This is a genomic window from Streptomyces sp. NPDC043812, from assembly GCF_056436245.1.
On sequence record NZ_JBWKCY010000020.1, the window covers coordinates 1 to 18956 of the forward strand.

Below are 18956 nucleotides of genomic sequence, written 5' to 3' on the forward strand. Positions count from 1 at the left end.
ACGCTACGAACGTAAAGCGGACCACTTCCTCGCCTTCACCAGCATCGCCTGCACCCTCATCTGCTACCGCAGACTCACCAAATGAGATGGCTTCTTAGGCGCAGTCGTGAGGGGCGCCAGATTGATGGCCCCTCTCAGAGACTGGCCGACCACCACCACCGGACCCGCGGCCCGTGCTCCAACGATTCGGCCGGCCACCTGCCGTACCAGGTTGCCCGTCCCCGACGCGGGCGCCACTCACCGATGAGGCCGGGCCGCCCGGGGACATCGAGCACCACAGCCGGTCACCGAGTTGCCAATGCCACGATCGCGGTCGGGCGCATCGCGGCATTCACGTTCGTGCCGGGCACCAAGGCAGCCGTAGGTGATCGGGCCCGCAGGCTCCAGTCCAGCGCTGCGACCACCTGCTGACGTTCAGTCACACTCCGGTGGGCGGAGGGCATATCCGCAGCGGACTTCCCCTCATGCGCGAGCGGGAGATCCGACCACCTTCCCCGTCGGGTGTGCGACCGCCCGTGGGCACCGAGGGTGGGCACCGGCATTAAGGAAGCGTATTGATTGCCGGTTCACGGCAATGCGCGCGAGCGTGCCGTCCTGTCATCATGGACCGGCCGGGGGCAGGCGGGCGAGACCGATGCCGGGGCCCGGAAATGAGTGTGCCGGGCCAAGACTTAGGGGGGCTTGACCATGGACGAGTTCCTGAAGGCCACGGCCACGTTCCCCACCGTGCTGTTCACCGCGGCCCTCGTGGTCGTCGTCGGCTTCTGGGTGCTGGTGCTGCTCGGTGCCGCCGACCATGACAGCTTCGACGCGGACATGGACACCCACGCGCTGAACCTCGGCGGAGCGCCTGTTGCTGTGTCGGTGTCCACGCTGATCGTCCTGTCGTGGTTCATCAGCCTCACCGGGTCGGCACTCCTCGCAAGTGCGGGTATGACCGGCGCGCTTCTCCATCTGTTCGGAGCGGTGCTGCTGTGCGCCTCCCTGTTTTGCTCCTGGCGCCTGACCCGGATGCTCGTCCGCCCGCTCGCCAAGCTCTTTCCCGATGAACCCGGGCCGTCCCGGCAGGACTTCGTCGGTCTGACCTGCACCATCCGCACCGGTCGGGTGGACGCGGACTTCGGCCAGGCGGAGGTCGCCGCCCGGGACGGCTCGACCGCCGTCGTACAGGTCCGTCAGAACGACGGCGACCGGCTGGGGCTCGGCAGCACAGGGCTGCTGTACGCGTACGACGACGCCGGCGAATTCTTCTGGGTCGCGCCGTTCGACAAGGCGCTGGACCCCCGCGGCTGACACCGCCCCTCCACTTCAGCTCCCACCTCTGATCCGGGGATTACTCATGGATGCCATCACCTGGGGTATCGGCGTGCTCGTCGCCGTTGTCCTGCTCATCGTCATCGCCACGCTGTTCGTGATCAGCCGGCTGTTCCGCAAGGTGGAGCAGGGCAAGGCACTGATCGTGTCGAAAATGCGGAAGGTCGACGTCACCTTCACCGGGCAGGTCGTCCTGCCGGTCCTGCACAAGGCCGAGGTCATGGACATCTCGGTGAAGACCATCGACATCAGCAGGACGGGCAGGGACGGTCTGATCTGCCGCGACAACATCCGTGCCGATATCAGGATTTCGTTCTTCGTCCGCGTCAACAAGACGATCGAGGACGTCATCAAGGTCGCCCAGGCCATCGGCACCGCACGGGCAAGCGACAAGGAGACGTTGCAGGAACTGTTCAACGCCAAGTTCTCCGAGGCGCTCAAGACCGTCGGCAAGCAGATGGACTTCACCGACCTCTACACGAAACGCGACGAACTGCGCGACCGGATCATCCAGCTCATCGGCACAGACCTGAACGGCTACAGCCTCGAAGACGCGGCGATCGACTACCTGGAGCAGACGCCGCTCACCCAGCTCGACCCGTCCAACGTCCTCGACGCCCAGGGCATCCGGAAGATCACCGAGCTGACGGCGGTCGAGCACGTGCGTACCAACGAGTTCCAGCGCACCGAGGAGAAGGAGATCACCCGGCAGAACGTCGACGCCCGCGAGGCGATCCTGGAACTGGAGCGCCGCCAGACGGACGCGGAGATCAAGCAGAAGCGTGAGATCGACACCGTCCGGGCTCGGGAAGAGGCCGAGACAGCCCGTGTGGTCGAGGAGGAGCGGCTGCGTGCGCAAGGCGCCTTCCTGAAGACCGAGGAGCAGCTCGGTATTCAGCGGGAGAACCAGGCACGTGAGGTCGCCGTGGCACAGAAGAACCGCGAGCGGGTCATCGCCATCGAGAACGAGCGCATCGAGAAGGACCGCCTGCTCGAAGTCATCGCACGGGACCGGGAGACCGCACTCACCCGCATCTCCGCCGAGAAGGAGGTCGAGGCCGAGCGCCGCGAGATCGCCGAGGTCATCCGCGAGCGGGTCGCCGTGGACCGTACGGTCGCCGAGCAGGAGGAGTCCATCAAGAAGCTTCGCGCCGTCGAGGAGGCCGAGCGCAAGCGGCAGACGGTAGTCATCGCTGCCGAGGCCGAGGCACAGGAACAGCTGGTCAAGGACATCAAAGCCGCCGAGGCCGCTGAGCAGGCGGCGGTCCACCGGGCCGCCGAGGAACTCACCCTCGCCGAGGCCCGCAACAAGACCGCCGACATGGACGCCCGTGCCAAGATCCGCCTCGCGGAAGGAGTCCAGGCCGAAGCCGCGGCCGAGGGCCTGGCGGCCGTGCAGGTACGGGAGAAGGAAGCCGACGCCATCGAGAAGGCCGGCCTCGCCGAGGCCGGGGCGACCGAGGCCCGGCTGCGCGCCGAAGCGACAGGCACCCGCGAGAAGGCTCTCGCCGAGGCCACGGCCATCGGCGAGAAGCTCAAGGCCGAGGCCGCGGGCCTGACCGAGAAGGCGGCCGCGATGGCCGCGCTGGACGAGGCTTCCCGTACTCACGAGGAGTACCGGCTGCGCCTGGAGGCGGAGAAGGAGATCCGACTCGCCGGGCTCGACGTGCAGCGTCAGGTCGCCGAGGCACAGGCCACGGTGCTGGCCACCGGCCTGGAGAAGGCCGACATCAACATCGTCGGCGGCGACTCGGTGTTCTTCGATCGGCTCGTGCAGTCGATCTCCCTGGGAAAGAGCGTCGACGGTTTCGTCCAGCACTCACAGACCGCCCAGGCACTCGTCGGGCCGTGGCTCGACGGCTCCGCGTCCTTCACCGAGGACCTGACGACGATGCTCGGCTCTGTCTCCTCCGCCGACGTACAGAACCTGACTGTGTCGGCGCTGCTGATGAAGCTCATGCCGGCCGGATCGGGGCAACTGGACGAACTCATCGCCAAGGCACGGCAACTGGGCCTGGCCGACATGCCGGTGGCCGAGCTCGCCGGACGGAACGGCCTCGCCGGGCTGAACGGCACCGCCACGAACTGACCGCCCGTAAGGGGGAGGTCACAGCTTCCGGAGCTGCCGCGCGGGGGGCGGCAGCTCCGGACAACCATCACGTACACGAGGGAGCTGGACAGTGACTGGGACCGAGACGGGAAGCGGCCTCGACGTCGGCACGTACGACGTACTGCGTGACCGCCTGGGTGCTCACGCCGACGAGCTGGCCCGGCGCGCCGACACCCTCAACGCCGCGCGTGTCGCGGCTTTCGGCTCCACCGAACTCGCCCTCGTTGGTACCGAGCGCATCCGTACGGAGCGGAACGTGGTACCCCGCGACATCGTCGCTGTCGGCGACGCGCTGCTCGTCGGCTCCGATGCCCCGGCCGCCGACGTCTTCGCCCTCTACGACCGCGACCTGAACCGGCTCCCGGACGACGCGGTGCCCGGCCTGCTCGCCGACCCCGCCTTCGTCAGGGAATTCGGGGCGCTGCACCGCTATTTCCAGGGCGCACGGCTCCTTCGGCTCCGCCATGTCGAGGGCAAGCTGCTGGCCGTCTTCCGGACCGGGGAGCAGGCCGACGACATCCGTGTCCTGCGCTGGTCCCTCTCCTCGTCCGGCGAGGTGCGGTTCCTGGACGCCCGTGGGGAGCGCGACCATGTTTACCCCAGCTCGCACGACTTCGCCTGGGTCGAGACGAGCCGGGACGATCACGTCCTGGGCCGGTATCCGCATATCGCCCTTGCCCACGGCACGGTCTTCGTCGCGACGGTCGGTGGCACGCTCACCGTGAAGACCGAGGACGACACCGAGACCGGCGAGGGCATCCACAGCGAGCGCGTCGACGAACCACTGCAGTCACTCGCCGACGCCGAGGTGGCATACGCAGCCGTCGGCGCACTGATCCTGCTCCGTATCAGGCCCTACAAGGAGGAATCCCGGCGGTACCTGGTCTTCAACACGCTCACGAAGGCCGTGGTCCGGCTGGACGGCATCGGACAGTCCTGTCGTCGGCTGCCTGACGACCAGGGCATCGTCTTCCCTGGGGGCTACTGTCTCGCCACGGGCGCGGTGAAGACCTTCGACACCGACACGTCGGGCCTGGAGTTCGAGCGCGCGGTCCGGTCGCCGAACGGCGAGGACGTGCTGTTCACGTTCCACGCCCGTGAGGGCCGCACCCTCCTGCTTCCGTACAACCTCATCCGCAAGGAGGTCGCCGCTCCGCTCTCCTGTCGCGGCTACGCGCTGTTCGACGACGGCACCCTCACCGTGCTGCGCACCGAATCCGACGAGCCCGCGCGCGTGCATCCGGTGCGGATCTGGCGGACTCCGTACGTCTCCGACGCCCACGCGGCCGCCGCCCCGGCAGGTACCGGACCACTCGCCCGGATCGGCAGCGCCGACCTGGTGCGCGGCATCTCCGATTGCCTGGCCATCGCCCGTCAGGCCGCCGAGACCACCGCCACCAGCGAGTTGTACCAATCGCTGGTCGCCGCCTGCACGCGGGCCGTCGACCGGTTCCACTGGCTGGGCGACGCGGACGCCGGGGACCTGCGCACCCCTCTGGACGAGGTGCGGGCCACAGCCGAGCAGGTATTGGAGGAGTTCGAGTCCGTGCAGTCCCTGACACGGGACGCAGCCGAGGCGCTTGCGGAGGCGACGGAGCAGCTTCAGCGTCTGGTGAGGCGGGTGCGCGGTGAGGCTCCTGCCACTGCCCAGGAGTGGATCGAGCGCATCTCCGAACTGCGCCGGGCCCAGGGCCATGTGGTGACCCTGAGGGAGATGCGGTACGCGGACGCGGAGGCCATCGACGCGCTCGCCGAGGACGCCGGCACCCATGTCCACGCCACCGCACAGCGTGCGGTGACCTTTCTCCAGCGCGACGACGCCTTCACCAGCCACCACGCGGAGGTGGAGCGGCTCACCGCCGACGCCGGGACGATCACCACGGCAGTGGAGGCCGCTCCGGTCACCGAGCGGCTGGACGAGCAGGTCTTCGGCCTTCAGGCCCTCACCGAGGTCATCGCCGGCCTGGACATTGGTGACGCCACCGTGCGCACCGCCATCCTGGAGCGGATCGCCGAGGTGCTGGGCGGTCTGAATCGCGCCCGGGCGACCCTTGCCGCACGGCGGCGCGAACTGATCGACCTGGAGGGGCGTGCCGCGTTCGGGGCCGAGTTCGCGCTGCTCGGCCAGTCGGTCACCGGCGCACTGGCCGCGGCAACGACCCCGGAATCCTGTGACGCCCAACTCGCCCGGCTTCTGCTTCACCTGGACAATCTCGAGTCGCGCTTTGCCGACCACGACGGATTCCTCACCAGGATCGCCGACAAGCGCACCGAGATCCACGACACCTTCTCGGGCCGCAAGCAGACTCTTCAGGACTCCCGCGTCCGGCGCGCCGAGCGCCTCGCCGGATCGGCCGGGCGCGTCCTGGAGACGATCACCCGCCGGGCGACAACCCTGGACAGCCTCGACGCGGTCCACACCTACTTCGCCTCCGACCCCATTGCGGCCAAGGTCCGCCGAACCGCCGACGAGCTGCGCGAACTCGGCGACCATGTGCGGGCGGAGGAGCTGGACGGGCGGTTGAAGGCCGCCCGCCAGGAGGCCGGCCGCGCGCTACGGGACCGTACCGAACTGTTCGCGGACGGCGGCGACACGATCCGCCTCGGCACGCACCGGTTCGCCGTCAACACCCGGCCCCCGGAGCTCACGCTCGTGCCGCACGCGGACGGGGGTTTGGCGTTCGCGCTGACCGGTACGGACTACCGACGCCCGGTCACCGACCCGGAGTTCGCGGACACCCGCGTCCACTGGGACCAGCTCCTGCCGTCCGAGAACGCCGAGGTCTACCGGGCGGAATATTTGGCAGCGCGTCTGCTGGCCGAGCACGGTGCCGAGGCCCTGGTCGGCGCCGACCTGGCGGGACGCACGCGCGAGGCCGCCGCGGCGGCATACGACGAGGGGTACGAGCGAGGCGTCCACGACCACGACGCGGCCGTCATCCTCTCCGCACTGCTGGGGCTGCACGAGCAGGCCGGGCTGCTGCGCTACCCGGCAGCCGACCGCGCAGCCGCCCAGCTGTTCTGGGCCCACGGGACGACTGACGAGGCGCGGAGGGCGTGGGTGCATGAGGCCGCGTCGCTGGTGAGGGCGCGGCAGATGTTCGGGGAGGCAAAGGCACTCGACGCGCTGCGCAGCGAACTCGCCGCTGCGGGAGCGCTGACCGACCGTGCCGCGGAGTACCTCGTCGAGGAGCTTGCGACCGGCGAGTCCTTCGCGACCAGTCCAGCGGCTCGCACGCTGCTGGACAAGTTCCGCCGGGCAGTGGGCACATCACCCTACGCGGACGACGTGCGCGAGCGGCTCGACGCCGGGGAGACCGCCGCCGCGCAGCGACTTGTCGAGGGCTGGCTCGTCCCGTACGCCGCCTCCTGTGGTGAGGACGTCGACAACGGCGACCTCGCCGAAGCCGTCGCGATCGAGGTCTGCCCGAACCTCGTGCGCTCCGACACTGAAGGGGACCTGACCGCGAGGGTCGAGGGCCTGCTCGGCGCGCACCCGAGGGTCCACCGGCGCGCCCTGACCCTGCGACTCGACGAGTTCCTGGCCCGGACCGGCGACTTCGCCCACCGCGTCGTACCGGGGTTCCGCGCCTATCAGAAGCGCAGAACCGCCCTCGTCGCTGCCGAGCAGAACCGGCTGCGCCTGGACGAGTACCGGCCGCGCGTCATGTCCTCCTTCGTACGCAACCGCCTCGTCGACGAGGTCTACCTGCCGCTCATCGGCGACAACCTCGCCAAGCAGCTCGGAGCCGCCGGCGACGGCAAGCGGACCGACAGCAGCGGACTGCTGATGCTCGTCTCACCGCCCGGCTACGGTAAGACCACCCTCATGGAGTACGTCGCCGACCGCCTCGGCCTGCTCCTGGTGAAGGTCGACGGACCTGCCCTCGGCCACGCCGTCACCTCGCTCGACCCCGCGGAGGCGCCGAACGCCACCGCCCGCCGGGAGATCGAGAAGATCAGCTTCGCGCTGGCGACAGGCAACAACGTCCTGCTGTACCTGGACGACATCCAGCACGTCTCACCCGAGCTGCTGCAGAAGTTCATCCCGCTGTGTGACGCCACCCGCACCCTGAACGGCCATGACCTGCGGGGCAAGCGCTTCGCCGTCTGCATGGCGGGCAACCCCTACACCGAGTCCGGGCAGCGCTTCCGCATCCCCGACATGCTCGCCAACCGTGCCGACGTGTGGAACCTCGGCGATGTCCTGACCGGCAAGGAGGACGTCTTCGCGCTGAGCTTCATCGAAAACGCCCTCACCTCCCACCCGGTCCTTGCTCCCCTTGCCGGGCGTGAGCATGCCGATCTGGAGCTGCTGGTGCGCCTGGCCGCCGAGGACCCCACCGCCCGCCGCGATCGGCTCACCCACCCCTGCCCCCCGGCCGAGCTCGACCGGATCCTTGCGGTGCTGCGCCACCTGCTCGCGGCGCGCGAGACGGTTCTTGCGGTCAACCGGACATACATGGCATCGGCTGCCCAGACGGACACGACCCGCACCGAACCGCCCTTCCAGCTCCAGGGCTCGTACCGCAACATGAATAAGATCACGACACGCATCTCCTCGGTCATGAACGACGACGAGCTCGCCGCCGTGATCGACGACCACTACTCGGGCGAGGCCCAGACCCTCAGCACCGGAGCCGAGGCCAACCTGCTCAAGCTTGCCGAACTGCGCTCCACTCTCACTGAGGACCAGGCCGCCCGCTGGGCGGAGATCAAGTCCTCCTACGCACGCCACCAAGCCCTGGGCGACCCGGACGAGGACCCGCTTCTGCGCGCCGTCGCCGCACTCGGCCTGCTCGCCGAACGGATCGCAGCGGTGGAAACAGCCATCACGCGGGCGACGGACCCCCGCCACCTCGTCAGCCGCCCGCCCGCCCGGCACGCGGTCCGCGCGGAGGGCGGGCCGAGCCGATGACGCCCACACGACGCAATCATGGGTGCGGTCGGAGCGGCTAGCGCGATTCGTCGGCGCGGCACTCGTGGTGAAGGCACGGCGGGAGCCGGTGTGGGAGGCCGGGCAACAGTCACCGATCACGTTCAAGCAGCGGGATGACCTTGGGTGCCGCCCACCTCGTGTCGACGAATGGGCCGCGCGGCCCCAGTCCGTACCCCCAGCGGCCCTGTCGGCATCTGCTACCCGAGCGGAGGCTGACAGTGCAGCAATCCGGCCTGTGGGGAACCGGGCCCTGCATCTGGGCTGTGGCGCAGCCTTGTTCAACCTTCGTGTCGCCGTCGCCCGGGCAGGCTGGGCGCCGGACATCGACCTCCTGCCCGACCCGGGTGACCCCGGGCTGCTGGCCGACATCACCTTCAGCCCGGATCGATCGGCCGATGACCCGATTGCCGTGCTGTACCCCGCAATTGTCCGCCGCCGGACGAGCAGGGAGCCCTTCAGTGACGAGCCCGTCAGGGAGGAGCTGCGCGACGGCCTCTGCGGTGCTGCTGTGGCTGAAGGGGCACGGCTGCAATTCCTCGGAGACTGGCAGGTGCAGTCCGTACTGGAGCTCGACCAGGAGGCTGCTTACCTCGGGGACACGGATCGGGAGGCCCGGGCGGAGACCGCACGGTGGATTGGGGACGCCTCCGGCGGGCCGGAGGGCGAGGGCATTCCGGCCTATGCGTTCGGGCCCCGCCGCTATGACGGCCGGGCGCCGGTGCGTGACTTCGCCCCCGGGAATCGTTCCGACGGACGGGCCGTGGCCGTGTTCGAGCAGAATCCCTGCCTGGCCGTGCTGGGAACACGACGGGACCGCCCTGTGGACTGGCTCCATGCCGGTCAGGCGCTGGAACGTGTGCTGTTGCAGGCGACGCTCGACGGATTGTCCACAGCGCTCAGTTCGCAGGCGCTCGAATGGCCGGAGTTGCGGTGGGCCGTGCGTGACCCGAGTGCGGCGATGGGCCATGCCCAGATGCTCCTCCGGCTCGGCTACGGCGCCGATGTTCCTGCGACGCCCCGCCCGCCCGTGCGGGAGGTGCTTGCGGTCGTGTGAGTGTGACGGGCTGAACGCCCTTTCCGTGCTGAAGGGCCGGAGAGGGCGTTCAGCGTGCGTCGGCGGAGTTGGGCGGCAGTGCCGCCCGTCCCGCCTCGAGCCGGGCCACCGGGATGCGGAACGGCGAGCACGACACATAGTCGAGGCCGGCACCGTGGAAGAAGTGCACCGAGTCCGGGTCGCCGCCGTGCTCCCCGCATACCCCGATCTTGAGGCCGGGCCGGGCGGCCCGGCCCTCGGCGACGGCGATCTCGACGAGTCGGCCCACGCCCTTGCGGTCGATCGTCTCGAACGGGGACGTCTGGAAGATGCCCTTGTCGAGGTATGCGGAGAAGAACGCCGCCTCGACGTCGTCACGGGAGAATCCCCAGGTCGTCTGGGTGAGATCGTTCGTGCCGAAGGAGAAGAACGCGGCGTCCCGGGCGATCTCGCCCGCGGTCAGGGCAGCTCGAGGAAGTTCGATCATCGTGCCGACCGGGCACTCGACGGGGACTCCGGATTCCTCGGACACCTCCGCCAGGACCCGGTCCACCTCGCCTTTCACCAGGTGTAGTTCCTCGACCGCGTCGACGAGCGGAACCATGATCTCCGCGCGGGGGTCACCGCCCGCGCGCTTGCGCGCCACGACCGCCTCGGCGACGGCCCGCACCTGCATGGCCACCAGCCCCGGGACCACTAGGCCCAGACGGACTCCACGCAGCCCGAGCATCGGGTTCTCCTCGTGCATGCGTGTGACGGCCGTCAGCAGCTCGGTGTCACGCGGGTCCTGTGTCTTGCCGATTGCTTCGTCCCGGGTGAGACGTACGGAAAGCTCCGTGAGGTCGGGCAGGAACTCGTGGAGCGGCGGGTCGAGGAGCCGGATGGTGACCGGCAGGCCGTCCATGGCGTCGAGGATGCCGATGAAGTCCTGGCGTTGGAGCGGCAGAAGCGCGCCGAGCGCGGTGTCGCGTCCGGCGTCGTCCGAGGCGAGGATCATGGCTTCCACGAGGGCGCGCCGGTCCCCGAGGAACATGTGCTCGGTACGGCACAGGCCGATCCCCTGCGCGCCGAAACGGCGGGCGCGGGCGGCGTCTTCGGGGGTGTCGGCGTTGGCGCGTACTTCCATGCGCCGCAGGGCGTCGGCCCGTTCCATGAGCCGGTGCACGTCTCGTACGGTCCGGTCGGTGTCACTGCCGGGAGCCCCGCCCCCTTCGTCGAACCAGTGCATGACCTCCGAGTCGATCAGCGGCACGGCACCCAGACGCACGACACCCTCGGTGCCGTCGATGGACAGCACCGTGCCTTCCGGCACGGTGACGCCGCCGGCGATGAAGCACCGGCTACGCACGTCGACGGTGATGTCCTCGGCTCCGCACACGCACACCTTGCCCATGCCGCGCGCGACCACGGCGGCGTGACTGGTCTTGCCGCCGCGGCTGGTCAGTACTGCTTGTGCGGCGACCATGCCGGGCAGGTCGTCCGGTGCCGTCTCCTGGCGTACGAGGACGACTTGCTTGCCTTGGCCGGCCCTCCGGACGGCTTCGGCCGAGTCGAAGACCGCCTCACCCACCGCGGCGCCGGGGGAGGCGGGAATGCCGTGCGCGATCACTTCACTGCGGCCGGATGTGTCGAAGCGCGGGAACATCAGGCGGGCGAGCGCCGTGCCGTCGACGCGGGCGAGGGCCTCGTCCGCAGAGATCAGACCTTCGTCGACGAGCTGGCAGGCGATGCTGAAGGCGGCCTGGGCGGTGCGCTTGCCGACGCGGGTCTGCAGCATCCACAGCCTGCCGTGCTCGATGGTGAACTCGATGTCGCACAGGTCGCGATAGTGCGCTTCCAGCTTCTCCATGTTTTCGCGCAGGTGCGCGAAGGAGTCCGGGTCCAGGTCGGCCAGTTCTTGGAGCGGTACCGCGTTGCGGATCCCGGCGACGACGTCCTCTCCCTGGGCGTTGGGCAAGTAGTCGCCGTAGATGCCGGGACGGCCGGTGGCCGGGTCCCGGGTGAAGGCGACGCCGCTGCCGGAGTCGGCACCGAGGTTGCCGAAGACCATGGCCTGGATCGTGACCGCGGTGCCCAGATCATCGGGAATGTGCTCGCGCCGGCGGTAGACACGGGCACGCTCACCGTTCCAGGAGGAGAAGACGGCGAGGACGGCGCGCCGCAACTGCTCGACAGGTTGCTGAGGGAACTCTTCTCCGGTCTGCTGCCGGATCAGGTCCTTGAATGTGTCGACCAGCCTGATCAGGTCGCACGTGTCCAACTGGGTGTCGTCGGCAGCGCTGCGCTCCATCTTGAGGAGCGCGAGCGCATCCTCGAAGAGTTCACTGTCGACGCCCATCACCGTGCTTCCGAACATCTGCAGAAGTCGCCGGTACGAGTCCCAGGCGAAACGTTCTCCCCCGGCCGACTGCGCCAGGCCCAGAACGGAGTGGTCGTTCAGGCCGACGTCGAGGATGGTCTCCATCATGCCGGGCATCGAGAACCGTGCCCCCGACCTGACGGAGAGCAGCAACGGGTCGTCCACCTGGCCGACGTGCTTGCCGGCTGCTTCCTCCAGGGACGCCAGGTGCGCGGCGACCTCCTGATCCAGCTGCGCAGGCGGTTCACCCGTGGCCAGGAAAGCCCGGCAGGCATCGGTGGTGATGGTGAAGCCCGGTGGCACGGGCAGTCCCATGCCGGCCATCTCCGCAAGATTGGCGCCCTTGCCGCCGAGGAGGCCGGCCATGTCACGGCTGCCCTCGGCGAAGTCGTACACGTACTTGGTCATGGCTGGGGACCTGCTCCGCCGGCCTTTGCGGCACGTGCGTCCGCCGACTCCGTGAGGGGCGCCGAGAGGAGGCACCGCACGTCCACCACGCCCTCAACCGCCCGTGCAAGGCGCTCGGCGACGGGCACGAGCGTGCTGTCACCGACGGCGCCGGTGAGGGTGACGGTGCCTTGGGTGACGTCGACACGAATGCTGCGGCGTGAGACGGGGAAGAGCTGGTCGACCACCTCCTCACGCACCTCTGCGGCGATGTCGTCGTCCGAACGGAGAAAGACCTTCAGCAGGTCCCCGCGGCTCACAATGCCCTTGAGTACTCCTGCCCCGTCGACCACAGGCAGCCGCTTGATGTGATGCCGCGCCATGAGACGCGCCGCATGAGGGAGCGTCGCGGTGGCTGTGACGGTAACGGCGGGGCTCGACATGAGCTCCCTGGCGGACAGCGCGCCGGCCTTCGCATACTCGGCCAGACGTCGCCGCTGCTCGATGAGGACAGGATCCCTGTCCCGCAGCTCCTCCTTGGACAGCAGATCGGCTTCGGACACGACACCGATCACCCTGCCCTCCCCTTCCAGAACGGGTACCGCGCTGACCTGCCACTGCCTCATGGCGGCCACGATCTCCTTGAACTGAGCGTCCAGACCGACGGCGACAACGGTTGAGGTCATCACCTCGTTCACGGTGTGGGGCGGTCGAGTTGCCATGACGGCTCCCTTCGGTGGCCCGAGTCGGCCGCGTCACCAGCCGCTACGCGTCCTGCGGAACAACGGCCACGGGGCAGGCGGCGTGGTGCAGCACGGTGTGCCCCACTCGCCCCAGCTGCATACCGAGATGCCCTTGCCGCCGCCGCGCGCCGACGACCAGCAGGTCTGCGGCCGAAGAGCGGTCGATCAGGATCTTGCGTGCCGGGCCCTCGACCGTGGTGTGCTGAACGTTGACGTCCGGGTGTTCGCGGGCAGCAGCGGCCAGAGCCCCGTCCAGCAGGGTTGCTGCTCTGTCCTCGTGGAAGCGAGCCGTGCCCCCTGCGGGGGGCGAGTGGTCGGAGCTCTCGTGTGCGGGGCAGCGCCAGGCGTGCACCGCGTCGAGGGTGCAGCCGCGGGCCTTCGCCTCGTGGAAGGCGAAGCGCACGGCGGCCGAGTCCACGTCCATGTCGCCGATGCCGAGCAGCACGCGATGGTGCGTTCCGGCAAGGGTGGCGTCGTCTCCCCGTATGACGATCACCGGGCAATGGGCACGGGTCGCCAGTGCCAGACTCACCGAGCCCAGAAGGAGACCTGTGATCTCGCCCCGGCCTCGCGAACCGGTGATCAGGGCAGCCGCGTGATCGCTTTCGTACAACAGTGCGTTCACCGTGTCTTCGGCCACCACTTCTGTCATGACTTTGACGTCCGGTGCGCGTAGCTGGGCGCGGTGTCCTGCCGCGCCGACGATGTTCTCTCCGAGAACTTGTGCGTCGGAACGCCCGAGGCTGGCTGCGAGTGCAGCTCCCTCGTAGCGCTCCCATCGTGTTGCGTAGATCAACCGAAGGGGCAGGCCGTGTCGCACGGCCTCGTCCGCTGCCCAGTCCGTGGCGCTGAGGCTGGATTCGGAACCGTCGACGCCTACGACCAGGGGTGACTCCATCATCGTCCCCGCCGCCTTTCAGCGAGTGTGCGTGCATGGGTCTCCTACGTCACCGTCGCACCGGCGCAGTGGAGTGCGGTAGGGCCGGTCGGCCCCCCGCCGTGCCCACGCGACCCTTGGGGTACTCCGTGGCGGCGGGCCAGCCTGAAGTCGCGCCGCCGTGAAGGAGGGCCGGCCGATGACGAACGCTGAACCCTGCGTGTACGCGCTGCTGGCGGACGGCACGACCATCGGTATCCGCCCGGCCGTGCCGAAAGACGCCGATCAGGTGCTGCGGCTGTACGAGGAGATGACACCCGGCAATGTCCGGCTGCGCTTCTTCGCCGCCGGCCACCGTTCCGCCGAACTGGCAGCCGCACGTGTGGCAGCACTGCCTCACGGCGGCTACCAGGCTCTGGTCGCCGAGTCGGGCGACCGAATCCTGGGCATCGCGGACTGCGTAACGGATGCGGGCGCGGACACGGCAGAGATCGCGCTTGCGGTTGCGGACGGCCGGCACCACCGCGGTGTGGGCACCCTGCTGCTGGAACACCTCGTCGACGACGCCCGCCGTTCGGGCATCACCGCGTTCACGGCCGACGCGCTTGCCGAGAATTACGCAGTCCTCAAGGTCTTTGCCGACCTCGGACTGCACACCAGCCGTCGCTACGACGGTCCCGAGGTCCATCTGTGCGTCGAGCTCGGCGAGGACGAGACCTATCTGACAGCGATCGACATCCGTGGCCGGCACGCCGACGTCGCCAGTCTGCAGCCGCTGCTCAGACCGCGTTCCGTCGTGGTGATCGGTGCCGGCCGCAAGCCCGGATCCGTGGGCCGGGCGGTGCTGCGCAATCTGCGCACCGGCCGGTTCGCAGGTCTCCTGCATGCCGTCAACCCGGGGGCCGATGTCATCGAGTGGGTGAGCTGCCATGCGTCGGTGACGTCACTCCCGGACGTGCCGGACCTGGCGGTCCTGGCCGTACCCGCGCCCGTCGTGCCGAACGTTGCGAGGGAGTGCGGCGACCACGGTGTGCGGGCTCTGCTCGTGCTGTCGTCCGGGCTCGATGCAGGTCAGGCCGCGGAGCTCCTGGCCCATTGCCGCACCTACGGGATGCGCATGGTCGGCCCGAACTGCCTCGGCCTGGCCAACACGGATTCCGACATCCGCCTGAACGCGACGTTCACCGCCCGACCTCCCCTGTCCGGTACCGCAGGTGTGGCTGTGCAGTCGGGGGGAGTCGGCATAGCCATGCTGGACGGGTTGTCCCGTCTGGGAATCGGCGTCTCCACCTTCGTCTCCCTCGGCGACAAGTACGACGTCAGTGGAAACGATCTGCTGCAGTGGTGGGAGAGCGACAGCCGCACTGATCTCGCCGTTCTGCATCTCGAATCGTTCGGCAACCCCCGTGCCTTCTCGCGTACCGCACGGCGGGTGTCGCGTGTCATGCCGATCCTCACCGTCGACGCGGGACGCTCCGAAGCCGGCCGCCGCGCGGCAGCCTCCCACACAGCGGCGGCCGCCACCCCCACGATGACGCGCCGGGCCCTGTTCACGCAGGCCGGCGTCATCGCCACCCGAACCATCGGCGAACTCCTCGACACCGCTGCTCTGTTGCACGCCCAGCCACTGCCAGGAGGAGAACGAGTGGCGGTGGTGACCAACGCGGGCGGGGCGGGGGTACTCACCGCCGACGCCTGCGTGGAGGCCGGGCTCACCGTGCCGGTTCTCGATGAGACTCTTGCCACCGAACTGCTCCGCGCACTGCCGCGGGACGCAAGCGCCCGCAACCCCATCGACACCACCGCGGCAGTTACGGAGGAACAACTCGGGCGCTGCATCGACGAGCTCGCCTCCAGTCGCAGTGTCGATGCCGTGCTGGTCACGCTCGTCCCCACCGCGATTGCCACCGCAACCGGCGACGAACTGCTACGCGTACTCACAGACGCCACGGCGCGTCCGGCTATGCCGGTCGTGGCAGTGCTGCCGTCGCAGGCCACGCGGGTCGAGCTGCTGCCCACAGCGGACGGTCGTGCCGTACCCGCCTACAGCGACGCTCAGGACGCCGCGTGCGCCATGGCGCACGCCGCTGCGCGCACCCGCTGGCTGGCCAGGCCCCAAAGTTCCCTGCCGAAGCAACCCGACATCGACACCGACGCCGCACGAGCCGAGGTGTCCCGGTTCCTCGTACAGCATCCGCGAGGCGGCTGGCTGGATCCACGGGCCACGGCCACGCTGATGGGCCACTACGGCATTCCACTGAGCCGCTGGGCATGGGCCGAGGACGAGGACGGAGCGGTCGAGGCAGCCAAGAGTCTCACCGGCACCGACGGGCGCGCGGTGATGAAGGCCTACTGGCCCGGGCTCGTCCACAAGAGCGAGCAGAGTGCGGTCCACCTCGACCTGCACGGTGCTTCACAGATACGGGCCGCCTACCAGGATCTCGTCAGGCGCTTCGACAGCCGGATGTCCGGAGTCGTCCTCCAGCCGCTCGCGGAACGCGGCACCGAGGTGTTCGCCGGCATCTTCCAGGACGAAGTATTCGGCCCCCTGGTGCTCTTCGGGGCAGGAGGCACGGCCACCGAACTGCTCGCCGACCAAGCAGCGCGGCTCGCCCCGCTGACCGCGCTCGACGTGCACGATCTCCTTCACGCGCCCCGCTGCGCTCCGCTGCTGTTCGGCTACCGCGGCGGCCTGCCTGTCGATGTGACGGGACTCGAGCGGCTGTTGCAGCGTCTTTCCCGGATGGCCTGTGACCTGCCTCAACTGACGGAGGCCGACCTCAACCCTGTCGTGGCGGGTCCCGAAGCGATCACGGCCGTGGACGTCCGTGTCCGCCTGGAGCCGCGGCGGGCCCGGAACCCGTACCTGCGCAGACTGCGCTGACACCGACCCACGCAGCCGACGCCCGCGAGACGGCTGCACGTAGGAGGAGATCACCGTGACCAGCACGGCCCCCAAGTTCAACACTCTGGCACCCGAGCACCGCCTACAGCTGATGGGCATGGCAGAGGAGGTCCCGTTCCCAGCGGGGCACCGGCTGTTCCACGAGCACGGTCACGCAGACCGCTTCTGGATCATCAGGACCGGCACCGTCACTCTCGACGCACACGTGCCAGGCCGACGCTCCCCGATCATCGAGACTCTCGGGCAGGGGGAGCTGGTGGGTGTGTCCTGGCTGTTCCCGCCTCACCAGTGGCAGCTGGGGGCGGAAGCCATGAGCCCCGTGCGCACCTATGAGTTCGACGCCGAGGCCGTGCGCGGGGCGTTCGCTCAGGACCCGGCCTTCGCCGCAGCAGTCACACAGTGGGTCGGTCAGGTCCTTGCCCATCGCCTGCACGCCACTCGGCTTCGCCTGGCCGATGTGTACGCACCGCAAGGAAGCGGAGCCGACATCTGAACCTCCTCGCTGCCGCCGGAATCAGCGGGGCGGCTCAAGGGCAGCGTCCCGAGCGGGCAACGGCACCCGCCACACCAAGCGTGTACCGCCGTGCGGCCCGGGCCCTACGTCGAGAGTGCCGTCCAGCGCCCGGGCCCGCTCTTCGATGTTCTTCAGTCCACTGCGGGCCGCACCCGGTGACATTCCGACGCCGTCGTCGGTGACAGTGAGGGACAACCGGTCTGCGGTGACCACGAGATGTACGTCGACGGCGCTTGCTCGTGCGTGGCGGGCCACGTTGCTCAGCGCTTCGACGAGGACGGCGACCAGGTGTTCTCCCAGCGGACCGTCGATGCGGGTGTCCAGCAGTCCCTCGACGCGTAGGGCGGGCGGATACCCCAGGGAGGCCGCCGAACGCTCGACCGTATTGACCACGTGAGTGCGGAGCGAGTGCGCGGCAGCCGGTTCCTCTTCATGACTGCGCAGGCCGAAGATGGTGGATCTGATGATCTTGATTGTCGCGTCCAGGTCGTCGACCGCTCGTTGCAGCCGTTCCGTGGCCTGCGGGTGGTCGACGAATCTCTGGGCACTCTGCAGGGTCATGCCGGTGGCGAAGAGCCGCTGGATGGCCAGGTCGTGCAGATCGCGCGCGATGCGGTCCCGGTCCTCCAGCAGGGCCATCTCTTCGGCGTCGCTGCGACGCTCGGCCAGTTCCATCGCGAGTGCGGCCTGACTCGCGAAGCCCATCAATGGGTGCGACTCCTCGTCGACGAACGGGGCCCCGGCCTTGTCCCTGGCGAGCATCAGGACACCGCGCACAGCCTCGCCCGTCACGAGAGGTACGGCGATTGCCGGTCCCAGACGTGCCCATCGGTCAGCGTCGAGGCCGGTCCGCGTGTCGTTCTCGATGTCGGAGCTCTCGATCAGTGTCCGGCCGACGAATGCGGCCGTCAGGAAGTCGTCGTGCGGGAGAAGCGCTCCCTTGTGCCGTTCGGCATCCTCACCGGCAGCGAGAGCGGTGTGCAGCCGTCCGGTTCCCTTGGCGGGCACCGCGATCAGGCCCAGGTCTGACGGCACGATGGCGCGGGCGTGCTTCAGGATGAGCTCGAGCACCTCTGCGCGGGGTCGCCCGGACAGCAGGGCACTGGTGACTTCCGAGCCGGCCGACAGCCAGCGTTCCCGGCGCCGCGCGTCTTCGTAGAGCCGTGCGTTTTCGATGGCGACGCCTGCCGCGACGGCGAGTGTGGACACCACGATCTCGTCTTCGGTATCGAACTCCGCGTCACCGCGCTTTTCGGTGAGGTAGAGGTTGCCGAATACCTTGTCCCGCACCCGGATGGGTACTCCGAGGAAGGAGTGCATCGGCGGATGATGAGGTGGGAATCCGTACGAGGCGGGGTGCTCGGACAACTCCGAGAGCCGCAGGGGCGCGGGGTTACGGATCAGCTCACCCAGTAGTCCATGGCCGCTCGGGAGGTCACCGATGGCCGCCCATTGCTCGTCGGTGACTCCCACAGGAATGAACTCGGACAGCATTTGATCTTCGCCGATCACTCCGAGCGCTCCGTATTCGGCGTCCACGAGGACAGTGGCTGCTTCGACGATCCCTCGCAGCACATGCGCAAGATCCAGCTCGCGACCAACCGACAGGACCGCCTCGAGCAAGCCGTGCACCCGGTCCCGGGTGCCGCGCACGGCATCGATGCGTGTCTGCAGTTCCTCCAGCAGCTCGTCCAGCCGTAGCTGCGACAGCGGGCTGATGCCCTCGTGACCGCTTTCGCTCATGGCCCCTCCGACGGACGGACGCGGATGGGGCC

General features: G+C 69.0%; 10 protein-coding genes. 6 read left to right on the top strand and 4 right to left on the bottom strand.

Going from position 1 to position 18956, the window contains the following annotated elements:
- Positions 1 to 687 precede the first annotated feature (687 nt).
- The 4 genes from AC067Z_RS26895 to AC067Z_RS26910 all read left to right on the top strand — a co-directional run bounded on the left by AC067Z_RS26895 (position 688) and on the right by AC067Z_RS26910 (position 9417).
- Positions 688 to 1293 carry a hypothetical protein gene (locus tag AC067Z_RS26895; RefSeq protein ID WP_478792191.1) on the top strand — a complete coding sequence of 202 codons (606 nt, stop codon included), beginning with the start codon at positions 688 to 690 and terminating at the stop codon, positions 1291 to 1293.
- A 46-nt stretch (positions 1294 to 1339) separates the two neighbouring features.
- Positions 1340 to 3403 (top strand): flotillin family protein, encoded by a 2064-nt coding sequence (locus AC067Z_RS26900; RefSeq protein WP_478792192.1) that lies wholly within the window; start codon positions 1340 to 1342, stop codon positions 3401 to 3403.
- Positions 3404 to 3494: 91 nt separating this feature from the next.
- Complete coding sequence (locus AC067Z_RS26905; RefSeq protein WP_478792193.1) at positions 3495 to 8342, top strand: DNA repair ATPase; 4848 nt, start codon at positions 3495 to 3497, stop codon at positions 8340 to 8342.
- Positions 8343 to 8598: 256 nt separating this feature from the next.
- Positions 8599 to 9417, top strand: coding sequence for an Acg family FMN-binding oxidoreductase (locus tag AC067Z_RS26910; RefSeq protein ID WP_478792328.1), 819 nt, complete (start codon positions 8599 to 8601; stop codon positions 9415 to 9417).
- Positions 9418 to 9466: 49 nt separating this feature from the next.
- Here the strand turns inward: AC067Z_RS26910 and ppdK are convergent, their stop codons facing one another.
- Genes ppdK through AC067Z_RS26925 form a run of 3 tightly spaced genes read right to left on the bottom strand, consistent with a single transcriptional unit; the run spans position 9467 to position 13786 of the window.
- Complete coding sequence (gene ppdK, locus AC067Z_RS26915; protein ID WP_478792194.1) at positions 9467 to 12163, bottom strand: pyruvate, phosphate dikinase; 2697 nt, start codon at positions 12161 to 12163, stop codon at positions 9467 to 9469.
- The gene (locus AC067Z_RS26920) at positions 12160 to 12864 is read right to left on the bottom strand and encodes a CBS domain-containing protein (RefSeq protein ID WP_478792195.1); all 705 of its coding nucleotides are present in this window, start codon (positions 12862 to 12864) and stop codon (positions 12160 to 12162) included. The genes ppdK and AC067Z_RS26920 overlap by 4 nt, the downstream gene beginning before the upstream one ends.
- A gap of 43 nt (positions 12865 to 12907) precedes the next feature.
- Positions 12908 to 13786, bottom strand: a complete 879-nt coding sequence (locus tag AC067Z_RS26925) for a universal stress protein (protein ID WP_478792196.1) — start codon at positions 13784 to 13786, stop codon at positions 12908 to 12910.
- Positions 13787 to 13961: 175 nt separating this feature from the next.
- On the opposite strand from AC067Z_RS26925, the gene AC067Z_RS26930 reads away from it, so the two are divergent.
- Both AC067Z_RS26930 and AC067Z_RS26935 read left to right on the top strand, forming a co-directional pair.
- A complete protein-coding gene (locus tag AC067Z_RS26930) occupies positions 13962 to 16646 on the top strand; it encodes a bifunctional acetate--CoA ligase family protein/GNAT family N-acetyltransferase (RefSeq protein WP_478792197.1) in 2685 nt (894 codons plus the stop codon).
- Between the two features lie 55 nt (positions 16647 to 16701).
- Complete coding sequence (locus AC067Z_RS26935) at positions 16702 to 17160, top strand: Crp/Fnr family transcriptional regulator (RefSeq protein ID WP_478792198.1); 459 nt, start codon at positions 16702 to 16704, stop codon at positions 17158 to 17160.
- 21 nt (positions 17161 to 17181) lie between these two features.
- On the opposite strand, the gene AC067Z_RS26940 is transcribed toward AC067Z_RS26935, so the two are convergent.
- Positions 17182 to 18924, bottom strand: coding sequence for a GAF domain-containing sensor histidine kinase (locus AC067Z_RS26940; protein WP_478792199.1), 1743 nt, complete (start codon positions 18922 to 18924; stop codon positions 17182 to 17184).
- Between the last annotated feature and the right edge of the window lie 32 nt (positions 18925 to 18956).

Coding starts and splice junctions, on each gene's coding strand:
- AC067Z_RS26895 (WP_478792191.1), top strand. CDS start 688: ATGGACGAGTTCCTGAAGGCCACGGCCACGTTCCCCACCGTGCTGTTC.
- AC067Z_RS26940 (WP_478792199.1), bottom strand. CDS start 18,924: ATGAGCGAAAGCGGTCACGAGGGCATCAGCCCGCTGTCGCAGCTACGG.
- ppdK (WP_478792194.1), bottom strand. CDS start 12,163: ATGACCAAGTACGTGTACGACTTCGCCGAGGGCAGCCGTGACATGGCC.
- AC067Z_RS26930 (WP_478792197.1), top strand. CDS start 13,962: ATGACGAACGCTGAACCCTGCGTGTACGCGCTGCTGGCGGACGGCACG.
- AC067Z_RS26925 (WP_478792196.1), bottom strand. CDS start 13,786: ATGATGGAGTCACCCCTGGTCGTAGGCGTCGACGGTTCCGAATCCAGC.
- AC067Z_RS26900 (WP_478792192.1), top strand. CDS start 1,340: ATGGATGCCATCACCTGGGGTATCGGCGTGCTCGTCGCCGTTGTCCTG.
- AC067Z_RS26920 (WP_478792195.1), bottom strand. CDS start 12,864: ATGGCAACTCGACCGCCCCACACCGTGAACGAGGTGATGACCTCAACC.